At 59.2% G+C, this 14,504-nt stretch carries 17 protein-coding genes and 1 pseudogene; 9 read left to right on the top strand and 9 right to left on the bottom strand.

Translation table 11 applies throughout. The features are described from left to right. Nucleotides 1-54: 54 nt before the first annotated feature. The 8 genes from ADJ79_RS09725 to ADJ79_RS09695 form a co-directional block, all read right to left on the bottom strand. Nucleotides 55-342, bottom strand: a complete 288-nt coding sequence (locus tag ADJ79_RS09725; RefSeq protein WP_050715785.1) for a DUF1330 domain-containing protein — start codon at nucleotides 340-342, stop codon at nucleotides 55-57. A 41-nt stretch (nucleotides 343-383) separates the two neighbouring features. After that, the gene (kdsA, locus tag ADJ79_RS09720; RefSeq protein WP_050716558.1) at nucleotides 384-1,241 is read right to left on the bottom strand and encodes a 3-deoxy-8-phosphooctulonate synthase; all 858 of its coding nucleotides are present in this window, start codon (nucleotides 1,239-1,241) and stop codon (nucleotides 384-386) included. 109 nt (nucleotides 1,242-1,350) lie between these two features. Further along, entirely contained in the window at nucleotides 1,351-2,136 is a 786-nt protein-coding gene (locus tag ADJ79_RS09715; protein ID WP_050716557.1) for an alpha/beta fold hydrolase, read from the bottom strand. 418 nt (nucleotides 2,137-2,554) lie between these two features. Further along, entirely contained in the window at nucleotides 2,555-3,190 is a 636-nt protein-coding gene (locus tag ADJ79_RS09710) for a nucleoside triphosphate pyrophosphatase (RefSeq protein ID WP_082203245.1), read from the bottom strand. A 23-nt stretch (nucleotides 3,191-3,213) separates the two neighbouring features. After that, entirely contained in the window at nucleotides 3,214-3,693 is a 480-nt protein-coding gene (gene rlmH, locus ADJ79_RS09705; protein ID WP_050715783.1) for a 23S rRNA (pseudouridine(1915)-N(3))-methyltransferase RlmH, read from the bottom strand. Beyond that, the gene (locus ADJ79_RS14380) at nucleotides 3,690-3,890 is read right to left on the bottom strand and encodes a hypothetical protein (RefSeq protein ID WP_146006817.1); all 201 of its coding nucleotides are present in this window, start codon (nucleotides 3,888-3,890) and stop codon (nucleotides 3,690-3,692) included. The genes rlmH and ADJ79_RS14380 overlap by 4 nt, the downstream gene beginning before the upstream one ends. Before the next feature lie 138 nt (nucleotides 3,891-4,028). Next, complete coding sequence (locus ADJ79_RS09700; RefSeq protein WP_256381525.1) at nucleotides 4,029-4,730, bottom strand: GNAT family N-acetyltransferase; 702 nt, start codon at nucleotides 4,728-4,730, stop codon at nucleotides 4,029-4,031. 197 nt (nucleotides 4,731-4,927) lie between these two features. Next, entirely contained in the window at nucleotides 4,928-5,167 is a 240-nt protein-coding gene (locus ADJ79_RS09695; protein ID WP_050715781.1) for a hypothetical protein, read from the bottom strand. Nucleotides 5,168-5,447: 280 nt separating this feature from the next. On the opposite strand from ADJ79_RS09695, the gene ADJ79_RS09690 reads away from it, so the two are divergent. From ADJ79_RS09690 to ADJ79_RS13300, 9 genes and pseudogenes are all read left to right on the top strand, one after another. After that, nucleotides 5,448-6,389 carry a hypothetical protein gene (locus ADJ79_RS09690; RefSeq protein ID WP_050715780.1) on the top strand — a complete coding sequence of 314 codons (942 nt, stop codon included), beginning with the start codon at nucleotides 5,448-5,450 and terminating at the stop codon, nucleotides 6,387-6,389. Between the two features lie 275 nt (nucleotides 6,390-6,664). Beyond that, entirely contained in the window at nucleotides 6,665-7,369 is a 705-nt protein-coding gene (locus tag ADJ79_RS09685; protein WP_050715779.1) for a response regulator transcription factor, read from the top strand. Between the two features lie 300 nt (nucleotides 7,370-7,669). Further along, nucleotides 7,670-8,464 carry a hypothetical protein gene (locus tag ADJ79_RS09680; RefSeq protein ID WP_156304129.1) on the top strand — a complete coding sequence of 265 codons (795 nt, stop codon included), beginning with the start codon at nucleotides 7,670-7,672 and terminating at the stop codon, nucleotides 8,462-8,464. A gap of 60 nt (nucleotides 8,465-8,524) precedes the next feature. Beyond that, on the top strand, nucleotides 8,525-9,253 hold the full coding sequence (locus ADJ79_RS09675; protein WP_050715777.1) for a DUF6683 family protein: 729 nt from the start codon (nucleotides 8,525-8,527) through the stop codon (nucleotides 9,251-9,253). 50 nt (nucleotides 9,254-9,303) lie between these two features. Continuing rightward, entirely contained in the window at nucleotides 9,304-10,146 is an 843-nt protein-coding gene (locus tag ADJ79_RS09670; protein WP_172674051.1) for a DUF6683 family protein, read from the top strand. A 300-nt stretch (nucleotides 10,147-10,446) separates the two neighbouring features. Beyond that, complete coding sequence (locus ADJ79_RS09665) at nucleotides 10,447-11,151, top strand: DUF6683 family protein (protein WP_156304127.1); 705 nt, start codon at nucleotides 10,447-10,449, stop codon at nucleotides 11,149-11,151. Between the two features lie 107 nt (nucleotides 11,152-11,258). Beyond that, nucleotides 11,259-12,002, top strand: a complete 744-nt coding sequence (locus ADJ79_RS09660) for a DUF6683 family protein (protein ID WP_156304126.1) — start codon at nucleotides 11,259-11,261, stop codon at nucleotides 12,000-12,002. A 27-nt stretch (nucleotides 12,003-12,029) separates the two neighbouring features. After that, entirely contained in the window at nucleotides 12,030-12,551 is a 522-nt protein-coding gene (locus ADJ79_RS09655; protein ID WP_156304125.1) for a DUF6683 family protein, read from the top strand. A gap of 115 nt (nucleotides 12,552-12,666) precedes the next feature. Then, nucleotides 12,667-13,419: pseudogene (locus ADJ79_RS13300) on the top strand (IS5 family transposase). Nucleotides 13,420-13,582: 163 nt separating this feature from the next. Here the strand turns inward: ADJ79_RS13300 and ADJ79_RS09645 are convergent. After that, nucleotides 13,583-14,503 (bottom strand): M48 family metallopeptidase, encoded by a 921-nt coding sequence (locus tag ADJ79_RS09645; RefSeq protein WP_082203395.1) that lies wholly within the window; start codon nucleotides 14,501-14,503, stop codon nucleotides 13,583-13,585. Nucleotide 14,504 lies beyond the last annotated feature (1 nt).

The raw sequence follows: 14,504 nt of genomic DNA, 5'->3' as shown, positions 1-14,504 counted from the left end.
ACAGGAGCAAAAAAACAGGGCGGCAAACGGGCAGGCGGGCTGCCCGCCTTATCTCTACAGGCCCTCGACGCAGATCATGTTGAACACGCCCGCGCCTTCGCGCGCCTGGCGCGCCTTGCGGTATTCGGCGCTGTCGTAAAAGGCGCGCGCCGCCGCATAGCTGGGAAAGCGGATGATCACCGTGCGCTCGTGCGCCGTGCCTTCCAGCACCTGCTGCTGACCGCCGCGCGCGATGAATTCGCCGTCATGCGCGGCCACGGCTTCAGTGCTCCAGCGCCGGTATTCGGCCATTTGCTCGGGGCGGGTGGTGTGAACGTTGGCGATGATGTAGCCAAAGGGCATGGGAAAAGATCTCCTTGAGTCAGACAGGGGGGGGCGGGCGCTCAGGCCGAAAAGCTGTTTTCCAGAAAGCCGTTCTTCTTGGTCACGGCGTCCAGCGCCATCAAGGTTTCCAGCAGCGCCCGCATGTGCTTGAGCGGCACGGCGTTGGGGCCGTCAGAAAGAGCGTTTTGCGGGTCGGGGTGGGTTTCCATGAAAACACCAGCCACGCCCACGGCCACGGCCGCGCGGGCCAGCACGGGCACCATCTCGCGCTGGCCGCCGCTGCTGGCACCCAGGCCGCCGGGCAGCTGCACGCTGTGCGTGGCGTCAAACACCACGGGCGCGCCCGTCTCGCGCATGATGGCCAGGCTGCGCATGTCGGAAACGAGGTTGTTGTAGCCAAAGCAGGCGCCGCGCTCGCAGGCCATGAAGCGGTCTTCGGGCAGGCCCGCCTCGCGCGCGGCGGCGCGGGCTTTGCCGATGACGTTTTTCATGTCGTGCGGGGCCAGAAACTGGCCCTTTTTGATGTTCACCGGCTTGCCGCTTTGCGCCACGGCGCGGATGAAATCAGTCTGGCGGCACAAAAAGGCCGGGGTTTGCAGCACATCGACCACGGCGGCGGCAGCGGGAATTTCGGCTTCGGTGTGCACGTCGGTCAGCACGGGCACGCCCACCTCTTTTTTGACTTTGGCCAGGATGTGCAGCCCCTTTTCCATGCCGGGGCCGCGAAAACTGCTGCCGCTGGAGCGGTTGGCCTTGTCGTAGCTGCTTTTGAAGATGAAGGGGATGCCCAGCGCCGAAGTGATTTCCTTGAGCTGCCCGGCCACGTCGATTTGCAATTGTTCGGATTCGACCACGCAGGGGCCGGCGATGAGAAACAGGGGCCGGTCAAGGCCGATGGGAAAGCCGCAGAGGTTCATGGCGAAAGTGTCTGGAATCGGAAAAGTGCGAAATGCGCGACAGGGCGCGCCTGGGGCGAACGGGCGATTTTCGGCAATCTCCCGGCCGGGCCAGGCCAGCGATGCAGCGTCAGCCGAAAAAAGCGGCCAGCGCGGGCGCAAGGAGAGCGGGCGCGTCGCGCTGGGCATCGTGCCCGGCAAAAGGCGCATTGAGCAAGGCGCTGCCAGCGATGCGCTGCTGCAAGGCGGCCAGCTCTTGCAGGCTGCACAGCTCGTCTGCGTCGCCCCGTATCAGCAAGGTGGGCGCAGTGATGGCGCGCACGGTTTCGCCGGGGTAGTTGCCGGGCTGCGCGTTGGTCCACAAGGTTTTGACGGCTTGCAGCAGGCGGGCGAAATCAGGCTGCGGATTGCAAGCCTGGTAGTCAGGCAAGGCGTTGGGGAACAGGCCCGCCCAGTCGTCTTGCGTCAGCCCTTGCAGCATGGGCAGCGCGGGGTCATCCGCCGCCAGCCGCCATTGCGCGCCGATGGCGGCCAGTTGCAGCACTTGGAACGGGCCGTTTTCAGCCGCTAGCCGGTAACCCGCAATGCCGCCGTCGCTAAAGCCCAGCACGCGCGCCGCGGCAATGCCCAATTGCCGCATGACGGCGATCACGTCCGACTGATACAGGGCATACGTGAGCGCCTGGCCGCCCAGCGTGGAGCGGCCATGCCCGCGAAAGTCCATGCCAATGAGGCGCAAGCGCTGCGCCAGCGCGGGCAGCACGGGGTTGAGATCGCGCATGTCACCCAGGCCGCCATGCAGGCAGAGCAAAGGCGGGCCATCTGGCTGGCCTGCCTCTTCCACATAGATTTGCGCGTCGCCCACGGGCAGAACGCGCCCGCAGGCGTGATTGAAAGCGGTGCGGATGGAGGGCATGGCCGTGCCTTTCAAGCGGTGAAGGAAGAAGACGGAAAAAAAAGGAGGCAGACGCGCGCGACCGGTGGCGTGCGGCGGGCATTGTGCGCTTGTGCTCTTGAACAACGGGCGCATTCGGGGGCTTCTGGCCACTGCCAGCGCCTTCGCTGGCGCCGACGCATCGCTGAAGCGGCGCTTGCAGCGGCTTGTTCAGACGGGCCGCCGATGGGCCGGTTCCACACGGGCCAGATACATCAAAAACAAGAGCAAATATAAAGGGGTCTAAATGACTTTCAGCACAGTTTCGACTAGGACATCATGCTATCGAATCAAGAGCTAATAAAGACCCTCAAACCCACTGGGGCCACGCTGCGGCGTCCCTGCGCTCCGTGGCGTTAGGGCCTGTTGGAAAGCCCTTGAAACTACGCGCTGGCTGCCATCAAGCCCTGCACATCACGCCCGCCGCCTCCAGCAGCTGCGCCGTCTCGAACAGCGGCAGGCCCATGATGCCGCTGTAGCTGCCGCTGATGTGCTCGATGAACGCCGCCGCCCGCCCTTGCACGCCGTAAGCGCCGGCCTTGCCGCGCGGCTCGCCGCTGGCCACATAAGCGGCAATGCGGCGGGCGCTCAAACAAGCCAGGCGCACTTGCGAGCGGCTCAAGGCCGCCAGCGGCTGCCCCGCCAGCGGCCACAGGCGGATGGCCGTGAGCACTTCATGCGTGCGGCCCGACAGACGCGCCAGCATGCGGGCGGCCTCGTCATCGTCTGCGGGCTTGCCAAAGATTTCACCGTCCAGCGCCACCGTGGTGTCGGCGCAAAGCACGGGCGCGGGCGGCAGGCCGCGCGCTTGCAGGCGCTGTACGGCCGCTTGCAGCTTCAGCCCCGTCACGCGCTGCACGTAGCGATCGGGCGGCTCGCCGGGCAGCACGGCTTCCAGCGCTTCGGCATCTTCGCCCGCTTCGGGCAGCAGCAATTCGTGATGCACGCCGATTTGCTCCAGCAACTGGCGGCGGCGCGGACTTTGTGAGGCCAGGTAAATCATGGCGGGCAGGCTACTGCATTTCGTTGGCTGCATTCACATGGGCTGCATTCATGCGCTCACTCGCGGTGGTAGGGATGCCCCGCGTTCACTGACCAGGCGCGGTAAAGCTGCTCGATCAGCAGCACGCGCGCCAGGGCGTGCGGCAGCGTCAAGTCCGACAGGCGCAGGCGCTCGTGGGCGGCCTCGCGCAGCGCGGCATCCAGCCCGTCCGGCCCGCCAATGAGCAAGGCCACGCTGGCATTCATGCCCTGCGCCTGCTGCCAGTGCTTCAGGCGCGCGGCCAGCGCCTGTGTGCGCAGCGCCTGGCCGCGCTCGTCCAGCGCCACAAGGTGCGCGCCCTTGGGCAGCGCCGCCTCAATGCGCACGCGCTCGGCAGCCATGAGTTGCGCCGCCGTTTTGCCGCCCGCGCGCGGCTCGGCCTTGATGGCTTTGAGCTGCACTTTCAGCTCTGGCGGAAAGCGCTTGGCGTAGTCGTCCCACGCCGCTTGCGCCCAGGCCGGCATGCGCTGGCCGACGGCGATGATGGTGAGTTTCATGTGGCAAAAGAGGCGGCAAAAGCGGCAAGAAAAATGATTTTGCAGGCGGCCAGATGCGAGAGGCCGTATTCAGCCGCCGTGCAGCCCGCCCAATGGGCTTTTCCGCACTGCTGGCGACCTGCACGCCTGTCTGCATTCATCGAAAACAGGAGCAAATTCAAGAGGTCTGAAATACCGTTTCTCGCAGATTTCACCAAGACCTCATGCTATGGTTTAAAGAGCAAAAAATCTTTGCGTATTCAACCCCGTTGCTCACTGGCCGCGTCCTGCATCTTGCTTTGCGTTTTTTGCTATTCGCTTGCCACTCCCGCCTCTTGGTTCGGGGTATGTGGTTTTCAGCGGCCTGCCTTGGCGGCGGCAAGGGCTTGGCGCTGGCGTTCGCGCCGGGGCAGCGTGCCCCATTGCTGCCAGCGCGCGCGGCTGAGGCTGAAGCGTTCTGCTTGTTGGCCGTTGTACGGTGCCAGGCCCACGCGCTCAAAGCCCAATACGCGCAGGCAGTGCGCGGCCGACCGGTTGCGTGGCGAGCAGTGGCCAAAGACCTGCTCCCGCTTCAAGGTTTGAAAGGCCTGGTTCAGCAGCCATTCGCCGCCGTCGAGCGCCAGCGCCGCGCCCCATGCGTCAGGGCTGAGGCGCGCGCCTATTTCCAGGGCATCTGGCGCATCCATGAGGTGCACCAGACTGAACCAGCCGCAAAACTGCCAGGTGGGCGCTTCAACCAGGGCCAGCAGGGTTTCATGAATTTCGCCCTCGGCATAGGCTTGGCGGGCCTGCGCGACGCTTTCGGCATCGGGCGCGATGGCGCGCTCTGCACGCCAGATGCCAGTGCCTTCATGCTGCCGGTAAAAGCGCTGCATGCCGTCGATGAAGCGCTGTGCGGCATTTGTGGTGTCCAGCGGTAAATCATCCATCAGCAACTCACGCACGCGAGGGTTCTGGTGCATGCGCGCAAGGTCAGCGGCATCTTGCCAGGTGAATTCGCTGATTCTCAGGCGCGCGCTGACTTGAAGGTTCTGAATAGGACAGGACGGCAAATTCATCATGAGGCAGCGGCAAATGACGGAGGCGTAAAGGCCGGCGCGTGTTTTGTTTGCCGTCCCCCGGGCCACGTGTTTATTTCAGAAGCGCGTTCAAAATAATCTGAATGCCGGTGCGCAGACGCGCAAGGCACAAGGGCCTGGCTGGGCAACCGCGCGATGCGCCTCTGCGCCTTTGTTTCGGCCTGCCTGCGGGTGGCTTAGGGATGGTTTTTGACGAAGAGGCAATCCAGAAACCGGGCTTGCATCTGGCTGGTGGTTTCGCCGCTGGCGGGTGGCACGGTCAGCGTGCGGGCCAGCTGAGGGCTTTCGCCATGAAAACCGTACACCTCAGCGGCTTGGCTGGCGCCGCCGCTGGTTTGCGACGCTGGCGCGGGCCAGCCGCCAGCCACCGGCGAAAAACCGGCAGCTGGCAAAAAGGAGGAAGCGAGAGGGTTCATGACGCGGCCAAAAGCAGTTTGCAAAAAATCGTGACGCCAATGCTATTCGGTTGCGAACTTTTGCGCCACTAGGATCGTTCCCAGGGGGGTATTACCTATTCAGGGCTGAACAGGGTTGGATGGATGCGCTTTTTCAGCCCCTTGAGGTCCGGCGGCCGCGCCCCAGCATTCTTCGGATGCTCTGGACGCCCATCGTCCGCAAGCTTCGGCATAGGCTGCGCGTGCTGGATTTACTGTTACTCTTTTTTTGGAAGCTCTTCGAAGCCCATAGCCGCCTGCCATGCCTCACCTGATCATTGCCGATGCTCACCGCGCCAGCATCTTGCCCTTGCCTGTGGACGATAGCGCGCCCCTGCCCAGCGGTGCGCGCTTGCCGCCCCTGGCGCGCCCCTGGGCCGCCCGCCTGCCACGGCTGGCCGCGTTGCTGCGCCGCATGCAGGTGCAGGCCCACTATCTGCTGGCCGGCGACGCCCCGCTTACGCCGCTGGAGCTGGCGCAAGCCTTGGCCCACGGTCTGCCCCATGCCTCAGATGACCCCGCCTGCATTCCTTGGGCCGCTTGTGAAACGGGCGCTGTTGGCGTGCCTTGCGCCTGGTTCACCCCTTGCCAATGGCTGCTCGGCATGGACCATGCTCTGCTGGCCGACCCTGCCGCCTTGGCGCTGCCGTCCGGACAAGCCCACGCCCTGCGCGAGGCCGTAGCCCCCCTGTTGGCTGAAGCGGGCATGACCCTGCTGGCTGACCCAACGCCGCAACCGCCATACCTGCGATGGCTGGCTCAAGGCGAGCCGCTGCGTCGCCTGCCTACCTGCACGCTGGCGCGCGCGCGTCAACAACGGCTCACCCCCAGCCTGCTGCCGCGCCTGCCCGCTGCACTCATGCGCCTGCAAAGCGAAATCCAGATGCTGCTGCAAACGCACCCCATCAACACTACCCGCGAAGCAGCGGGCCAGCCCCCTGTCAATGCTCTGTGGATTAGCGGAGCAGGCGTGATCGATGCTCCTTGGGCCGCCCATGCTGATGTGCAAACCTTTACCCTCCTGCAAGACCTGCCTTCGCATGCAGCCAGCCCTGATGCGGCCGCCTGCTGGCAAGCGGCAGACGCTGCCTGCGCCCCGTTGCTTCAGCAGCCTGGCGCGCGCCTGACTCTTTGCACTGCCAACGCCTGTCTCACGCTAACCCTTGCTTCACGCCACTGGCTGCTTCGCCTGCTGGGGCGCTGAAGCCACTGGCAGTCGCCCCACATCTGTCTGTGAACAGATTCCAGGTAATGCTGCGAATCGCGCGTGCCGATGGCCTTTGGCGCAAGCACGGCCCATGCACAGCGGCAGGAGGGAAGCCGTTTTTTTGACGTCTATCGCCCTTTGGCGAGTGGTAATAGGCCGCCGGGCGGTTTTTGCGGCATAGATGCAACATAGAGCGCGACTACACTTTTTACTTGCCTCAGCCTCTGATGCGGCTGGCTTGCCGCGTTTTCTTGATTGCAAGGACCCTGCGCATGAGCATGACATTTGCCTCTGCCGCCTCATCTGCTGAATCGTCTGAACCTGCAGATCCGGTGCGCACACTGTATTTGCTGGATGACAACGACCAGTTCCGCGCCACGGCCAAGTGGTGGCTAAGCGGTGCAGGTTATCAGGTGGAAGACTTTTGCGACGCACGCCAAGCCATAGAAGCGTTGAAACAACTGGATGACGCAGCCATTGCACGGGCTTGTCTGCTGCTGGATGTGCGCATGCCAGTCATGAGCGGATTGCAAGTGCATGACGAATTGATTGCTCTGGGCATTACTGGCGCGGGCGCCACTCCGGCGCTGCCCGTGGTGTACATGACGGGCCATGGGGATGTGCCCCTGGCCGTGAAAGCCATGGAAAAAGGCGCCATCACCTTTCTGGAAAAACCCTTTGAGGGCGCCGCGCTGGAAGAAGCTCTCAAGCGCGCTTTTCAAAGCCACCGTGCGCCGTCTGATAGCCCTGCCGCCCCTCCTTGTGCCGAATACGCCAGCCGTTTGTCCAGCCTGAGTCCGCGTGAAGCGCAAATCATGCAGGAAGTGGTCAAAGGCAAGATCAGCAAGGTCATCGCGCGCGAGCTGGATATCAGCACCAAAACCGTGGAGATGCATCGCAGCCGCGTCATGTTGAAGATGAAAGCCAAATCCGTTGTGCACCTGACCCACATGGCTTTGGCCCAGCGGGTGTTGTAGTTCTCCCCAGCCAGAAGGACATCAGAAAGCAAATCTGCTCCAGCATGCGCTGCAAACAAGGGGCGCTGGTCATCAGGCAGCAAGAGGCATAGGGGTTTCCTTTTATGTTGCGCTCATGACATAGGGATCGTTCCCAGCTGGGAACGATCCCTATGGCGCAAGCCGCGCGAACCCGGTTTAATACACCCAACAGGCAACGCGAGCAAAGCGATGCTTGGTTACCAGGAAGGTCAGGTGCCAAAACGCTTGATCATCACAACCGGCCCTAACGGGTCATCTCAACCTTGAAGGAGAGTAAAAATGGGTGCAGCAGTAGGTGTAGTTGCTGGTGTTATTGGTGGTGGCGGCGGCGGCATGCTGGGCGGTTTGCTTGGCGGCAGCGGCTTGCTGGGCGGCTTGGGTCAATTGCTGGGCGGCTTTTTGGGTGGCAGCAACAAGCTTGACTTGGGTAAAGTGCTGGAAGGTTTTTCTCCCGCCAACGTCATCAATGCCACGGCCAACCTGATCAATTCAATCAGCGGCAATAGCGGTAAGCAGGCTGTGGATAAGTTGGCCAAGGAGGATGGTCTGCCAAAATTCTTGCAAGAGGCTATCAAGAAGGTCATCGACGAAGTCGTTAAGAAATTTGAGAAAAAAGCCGATCCAGAAGCCGAGAAGGCTCTGAAAGATGCGGCTGGTAGTGATGTCCAAAAGTCCATAGATGATTTGGCGCAAAAGATTGTTGATGCCGTTCGTAAAAATCTGGAAGAAAACCAAAAGGATGATACAGCCAGCAACCGGACAGGCGGCAGCGGCAAAGGTGGCAAGAAATCCACTGGTAGCTGGTTGATGGCTATTGCGAAAGCTATGGGCGAAGTCTTGGGCGAAAAGGCTTCAAAAATGGTTGAACTTTCTGGAAAAATTAGTGATGCAGCAGATGCTCAAAAGAGTGCGGGGAAAGACCAAAAGGCACAGCAGGAAGCCGCTGCTGACATGACAAAAGCTCAGACCGAAATGCAAGGTGTGAGCCAAGAATATAAGCTTCTTACTGAAACCTTCTCCACCGTGATCAAGGGTATCGGTGAATCCTTGAGCACTATGGGTCGCAAGCAGTAATGTCTTGAGGATCAATAAAAACAGGCGGTTTTACCGCCTGTTTTTATTTCTCATACTTCTATGTCTACCAATAAGATAACCGCTATTGCAACGTTAATTATTTTAACGTTTGTCAATCTTAACGCTCACGCTTTCTTTATCATTGATTTCAATGAGAAGTGGCTCCGCGAAGATGCCTACAATCGCGCAATGAATCAGGCAAAGAAAAATCTCAGGCCTTTAAGCGAGGTCGAAACAGATGATTCCCCTGATGTTAAGACTGATATCTTGTATACCGGCAGCTTGGTTCGCGCAGGAGAAGAATTTATTGCGGATATGGATGGCGTCAATCAGCTATCCCAGCTATTTCCTCCAGAGCGCCGCCCTGAGGCCAAACGGATGTTTGTGGAGATCATTGACAAGTTCAACGCAAGTGTCGAGAGTCTTTATCAAGTCCCGCAAGAAAATGTGGCCACGGGTCTGATAACGCTGCTTGGCGGTGCGTATGCGGCCTATTACAACAAGCCTTTGCCTGATAATGTAGTTAAACCGGCCTTCTTGCAGGTGGCTTCCTTTTTGAGAAAGAAAGCGGAATTGTTTGAAGGGAAAGCTACAGAAAAGATGAATTCATATCAGCTATCAGTGGGTTTGGGCATGTTACTCATGCTGCTGCAGGCTGAGTTACAGAAAAATCCTAACCCGGCACATGAGAAGGAGCTAAAAACTATAGGCAGAAGTGTATTTCAAGCAGTGTTAGGCGTTGAACCTGAGCGGGTCAGCTTCACTTCGTCAGGCATCGTTTTTAGATAAGAATTTAAACCAATTTTAGAAAATCTTATCTTCGTGAAGCCTGTAGGCGATTGCGCCGGATTCTTATTGTGCATTCAGAGGAATGCCTTGTGCTGCATATTATCATATTACCGCAGGTTTCTGCGAAACGGTCTGAAGGCTGTCGCGGTGCGCAAAAAGCCGTAGCCCGCACGTTTGGCGTCGTAATTACAGTTTTGGCGCTGTGGTTTATTTGTGCATCATCGGCACAGGCTTGGGGCATTAGCCTGGATACGCTGAGCGCATTGATGGAGCAAGACACACTCAATCGCATGATGGCGGAGCAGGAGCGATTACGGAATATTGATGCTGATACGACTTTGTCCAGGCCGCTTCCAAAAGAGTCGCCGCTGGCCTCTGGCAATTGGGAGGCGGGTTATGGCGAGGTGCGCGGGCGCTTTAGCAAGGAAAGAGGTTTCGCATTTCTCGCGGGCCAATATGGCCTGGGGGACGACTACAGTGAACGTAAATGGTATTTCAAGCGACTCGCCCTGGATTTCAATCATACGCAGCCTGCATTGTGGGACGTGCCGATGAACAATCTGGCTACGGGCATGGCAGCCCTTGTGGCCAGCGGATATCGAGTTTATTCTGGCCGGCAGGTGGAAGCGGCATGGATGAAGCCCGTTTTTCTTCAGATGGAGGCGGCCATGCTGAAGAACAATAAAGTCGTGCAGATGGACTATTCCGACAAGGGGTATCTGTATCAGGTAATGATATGTCTTGCCATGGACTTGGAGGCGCGTGCAAAGCAAGCCTCGAGTCCCGAGATGAAGGCGCAATGGAAAGAAATGGGCGGTCAGGTGCTGTCTACCGTTTTGCATGTGCCGCCAGATAAAGTGTTGCTGGGTCCCAAAGGCATAACATTCAAATAGTGATTGTGGCAAGAGTTGCCAAATGAAAATTATTAGACAAAGTGGGCGAGATAAGAATTCATGGATTGCTGTCATGTTTTGACTGCAATGTGGATGGCATAAGATTAGTCCGCGTCTCCCTATTCGATAATTTGTAGCAAGGGTTGAGCGACTCCACAAAGAATGTTTTTCCCAATGACGCTGTATTTTGTGCGATCAGTTTAGAATAAAGCTGGTGAATCTTCTGGCTATATTCAGATGAAATCTGGGTTGCATTGGTTTCATTTTTTCATTTTCTTCAACAACAGACGAGGATTTGATATGCGCAAAACATTTTGCATCCTGCTTGCAACAGCCAGCCTGTGGGTGGCGCCGTGGGCGCATGGACTGACGCTTCCTTCAGTAATGGAAGGCATGTCCACTTCAGGCGCCAAGGTCAATGAATTGATATCAGGCGATACGCTGCGATCATTATTGTCGAATACGACAGAGGACCCGAAACAAAATACATTGTCCGGCACTGTAGGCACGGCCATTGAGAAACCAACCGGTACGGCTGGAATTGACATGCTGGTTGCAGGCTACCAAGACGCCCAAAAGGCTGAGGCCCGCAAGCTTTTTGCAAAAATAATTGACATGTTCGAACCTGTGGCACAAAAGCTGGAAGTGCCTGCGTATGACATGGGGTCAGCAGCGGCAGCGCTGATTGCGGGCAGTTATGCCGCATACAAGAACGAAGTGCTGCCCAACGAGTATTTCAAGCCATTGGCCCAGCAGATGCAGCAGGTGTTCATGGCCGATGCGAAGTTTGCGCAGACATCCGTCCAGGAAAAACAGCGTATGTATCAGATTCTGGTGGGTACAGGCATGTTCTTGACCATGGCCCAGATGGATAACATGAAAAACCCGGATCCGCAAATTACCGCGCAATTACAGTCGGCAGGCAAGGAATTTTTGAGCCGTTTCACGCATATGGACGCGGCCAGCATCAAGCTGGATGAAAACGGCTTGAGCCAGGTTCGATAAAGCGCGCAGCGCCGCCAGCCATCTCCCAGAACAACAGCCTCTGCATGGTTTCTCTTCAGGAGAGTTTCATGAGATTGAGTTGCGCTGGATTTTCATCATGCGTCGCAATGACTGGCAGATGGCGGATTTGTTTGGCGGCGCTATGTCTGGCTATGCCTGCGGCGGCTGGCGCGTGGGGAGATGCAGCCTGGGGATACAGTTATGATTATGTGACAGACGCGCTTGAAAGCGACAGGATGTGGCGTCTTATCCAGCAGCAGTCCCAAAAAGACGAGAAAGGCAATAAAAAACCATCTGAATCAGCGCCCAAACGCTCTCCGCTAGATTTGGGTGACGTGGGGAATATGTCTTCCGGCCAGCGCCTGAGTGATACGCGCGCGCCTGAAATGCTGGCTTCGCGCATATATGAGCGCGAAAATTTCATAGACCGCTCGCACATGTTTCAGAGATTAATTGTCGATTTCAATCTGAAGGTGGCTCCGGCTTATGGGATTCCACCCAATAATCTGGCTTCGGGTATGGCGGTTGCCCTGGCGGGCGCCTGGACGGCCTATAAGGGGCAGGCGTTTCCTGATGCCTATATCAAGCCGCTGGAGCAGCAGCTTGAAAAAGTGATGCAGGAAAACGAGAAGATCAAATCCATGCGTGTCCGCGACAAGGTGTTTACCTATCAGACGCTGGTAGGCATGGGCATGTGGCTGTTTGCCTTGCAGCAGGAGCTTCAGAAAAAGCCCAATATACAGGAGCAGGCGCGAATGAAGGCCATGGGCGACAATTTACTGAAAAGTCTGCTGGGCGTACCACCTGAGCGGGTGAGTTTCACGTCGTCCGGAATGGAAATATCGCAATGAATTTTTAACTCGCAACGGGAAATAAAAATGTCAAATCAAAAACTTAGTGATACCACGATTGCCAAGCCAGCGGATATGGTAGGTATGGACGTGCTTGTGGCAGGCTATCAGGATGAGCAGAAGGCCGAGGCTCGCAAAACATTCACCCGCATGATTGAAATGTTCGAATCTCTGGCGGAAAAGCTTGGTGTGGATGCCTATGACATGGGGGCGGCTTCCGCCGCGCTGATTGCAGGCTGCTATGCGGCGTACCACAACCGGGAGCTGCCAGCGGAGTATTTCAAGCCCCTGGCCCGTCAGATGAAAATCGTGCTGGCTGTCGATCCGAAATTCGCCGGAATGTCCATGACGGAAAAACAAAGCATGTATCACATTCTGGTGGGCGCTGGCGTGTTCTTGACCATGGCCCAAATGGAAAACATGAAAAACAAGAATCCGCAAGTGGCGGCGCAACTGAAGGAGGCGGGCAAAGAGTTTCTGAGCAAGTTCGCGCAAATGGATATCCGACACGTCAAACTGGATGAAAACGGTTTGAGAGAGATTAAATAGAAACAAGATTTGGGAAGCGGGCATGTGCTTCCAGCATGTCGGCATGCATAGGGCTTGTCATCAATCATGAAGAGTCGAGCCTGAAGCCTGCGGGCGAGAACCCAGAAGAGGGGCCATGGCCAGAAGATACGCGTTGCTCGACGATCAGTGGGAGCGCATCAAGGATTGGCTGCCCGCGCGTGCCGGCCAGCCAGGAGCACAGGACAACCGCTTGTTTGTCAATGCCGTGCTGCTACCGGGCCGGCATCCCCTGGCGCGATCTGTTGGCACGTTTCGGAGACTTCCGGGTGGCGCTTCCGGGTGGCGCACCTGCGTCACAGCCGCTGGAGCTACAGCGGTGTATGGCAACAGGTCTTTGAAGCCCTGGCGCAGCAGGCCGACAACGAGTACGCGATGATCGGCTCGACCATCGTGCGAGCGCCCCCAGCACGGTGCAGGGATAAAAGGGGAGCGCCGCAAGCCATCGGACACAGCCACGGCGGGCTGAGCGCCAAGATTCACGCGGCGGCGGATGCACTGGGCCACCGGATTTCATCTCACGTCAGGGCAGGCGAACGGCCTCGAAGGGGCCGACGTGCTCTTGGCTCAAACAGCGGCCGAAACCGTGATCGCCGACAAGGGCTATGACGCCCAAGCTCGAGTGCTTGAGCTGCTGCCGGCCCAAGGCAAAGGCGTTGTCATTGCCTCACGCAGCAGCAAGAAGGCGGCTCAAGACTACAACCCGCATCTTTGCCAAGCCCGCCATCTGATCGAAAACTTCTTTGCCAGGCTCAAGCAGCGCCGGGCCATCGCCACGCGTTACAACAAGACGGCTCGCAACTTCCTTGGTGCCATTCATCTGGCAGCGACTGGCGTATGGCTCGCCTGATTGATGACGCGCCCGAGTGAGCTTGTGCCGCCGTGGAGGCATGACTACAACTTGCGTCGCGCTCGCTTGGCTATGGGTTCAGACACGCAAATCATGCAGACAGCCTTCGGCTCTTGCCCGGCCCGCACCTGCCTGCTTTGACGGCACGGGCAGAAAGCGGTTTTCACCAGAGTGGCAAGGCTTCGCCGCGCAGCTCGGCGCGCAAGGCGGCGTAGGTGGGCAGCTGGGCCTGCACGTGCGCCCAAAAGCGCGGGCTGTGGTTCATCTCGTGCAGGTGGGCCAGTTCGTGAACGACGACGTAGTCCACAACCGCCGGGCGGAAGTGCATGAGCCGCCAGTTCAGGCGGATGCTGCCGTCTGCGCTGGCGCTGCCCCAGCGGGTGCTGGCCGAGGTCAGGGCCATCTTTTGCCAGCGCACGCCCATGAGGGGCGCGAAGTGGTCCAGCCGCGCGGTGAAGTGGCGGCGGGCCTGCTGCTTGATCCAGGCTTGCGCGGCGTCGCGCCACTGCGCAGCCGTGGCGGCGGGGGGCAGCGAGAGATAAAGCGCGGGGCCAGCCGCGCTGCTGCGATCCGCGTCAGCCACGCTATCTGCAGCGGCTTGCCAGCGTGGACGGGCGGGGCCGTTCAAGGCGGCTCGCGGTTCACGCCGCAGGGTGAGCGTCTGGCCCAGCCAGGGCAGCGTGGCGCCTTCGCCCCACGGGATGCGGGCGGCATGCTGGCGTTGCTGCCGCTCTTGCGCCTGGGCGAGCTTGCTGAGGACCCAGCGCGCTTTTGAGTGCAGGGCGGCCTCGATTTCAGGCAGTTGCGTCCAGCGCGGGGCGCTGACGGTCAGGCCCAGATCGTCCACCACGAAGCCAATGCTGCGCCGTGCCGAGCGCCGCAGCCGCCAGGCCACGCAGGTTTCGCCCAAGCGTATGGCGTGCGTGGCCTGCGGGTGGGTGTAGTGGTGTAGGGGCGGCTGGAGCGTGGGAGAGACCAGGCGCGGGGCCGGAGGCTGAACCGCCGCCCTGGGCGCGGCAGGCTGTGCGGATGCGGCGCCAAACAGGTCCAGCATGAGCTGACCCAGATGCTCAAGCGCAGACATG

This window comes from Ottowia sp. oral taxon 894 (assembly GCF_001262075.1).
In the GTDB taxonomy this organism is placed as follows: domain Bacteria; phylum Pseudomonadota; class Gammaproteobacteria; order Burkholderiales; family Burkholderiaceae_C; genus Ottowia; species Ottowia massiliensis.
The sequence above is the reverse complement of the archived record's forward strand: the minus strand, read 5'-3'. Positions and strand labels throughout refer to the sequence as shown.

Excerpts from the sequence above, each read along its gene's own strand:
- ADJ79_RS09710 (WP_082203245.1), bottom strand. The coding sequence starts at position 3,190 with ATGCAGCCAACGAAATGCAGTAGCCTGCCCGCCATGATTTACCTGGCC.
- ADJ79_RS09655 (WP_156304125.1), top strand. The coding sequence starts at position 12,030 with ATGTCAAATCAAAAACTTAGTGATACCACGATTGCCAAGCCAGCGGAT.
- ADJ79_RS09715 (WP_050716557.1), bottom strand. The coding sequence starts at position 2,136 with ATGCCCTCCATCCGCACCGCTTTCAATCACGCCTGCGGGCGCGTTCTG.
- ADJ79_RS09645 (WP_082203395.1), bottom strand. The coding sequence starts at position 14,503 with ATGTCTGCGCTTGAGCATCTGGGTCAGCTCATGCTGGACCTGTTTGGC.
- ADJ79_RS09685 (WP_050715779.1), top strand. The coding sequence starts at position 6,665 with ATGAGCATGACATTTGCCTCTGCCGCCTCATCTGCTGAATCGTCTGAA.
- ADJ79_RS09700 (WP_256381525.1), bottom strand. The coding sequence starts at position 4,730 with ATGAATTTGCCGTCCTGTCCTATTCAGAACCTTCAAGTCAGCGCGCGC.
- ADJ79_RS09690 (WP_050715780.1), top strand. The coding sequence starts at position 5,448 with ATGCCTCACCTGATCATTGCCGATGCTCACCGCGCCAGCATCTTGCCC.
- ADJ79_RS09665 (WP_156304127.1), top strand. The coding sequence starts at position 10,447 with ATGCGCAAAACATTTTGCATCCTGCTTGCAACAGCCAGCCTGTGGGTG.
- ADJ79_RS09725 (WP_050715785.1), bottom strand. The coding sequence starts at position 342 with ATGCCCTTTGGCTACATCATCGCCAACGTTCACACCACCCGCCCCGAG.
- ADJ79_RS09675 (WP_050715777.1), top strand. The coding sequence starts at position 8,525 with ATGTCTACCAATAAGATAACCGCTATTGCAACGTTAATTATTTTAACG.
- rlmH (WP_050715783.1), bottom strand. The coding sequence starts at position 3,693 with ATGAAACTCACCATCATCGCCGTCGGCCAGCGCATGCCGGCCTGGGCG.
- ADJ79_RS09695 (WP_050715781.1), bottom strand. The coding sequence starts at position 5,167 with ATGAACCCTCTCGCTTCCTCCTTTTTGCCAGCTGCCGGTTTTTCGCCG.
- ADJ79_RS09660 (WP_156304126.1), top strand. The coding sequence starts at position 11,259 with ATGACTGGCAGATGGCGGATTTGTTTGGCGGCGCTATGTCTGGCTATG.
- ADJ79_RS09680 (WP_156304129.1), top strand. The coding sequence starts at position 7,670 with ATGGGTGCAGCAGTAGGTGTAGTTGCTGGTGTTATTGGTGGTGGCGGC.
- kdsA (WP_050716558.1), bottom strand. The coding sequence starts at position 1,241 with ATGAACCTCTGCGGCTTTCCCATCGGCCTTGACCGGCCCCTGTTTCTC.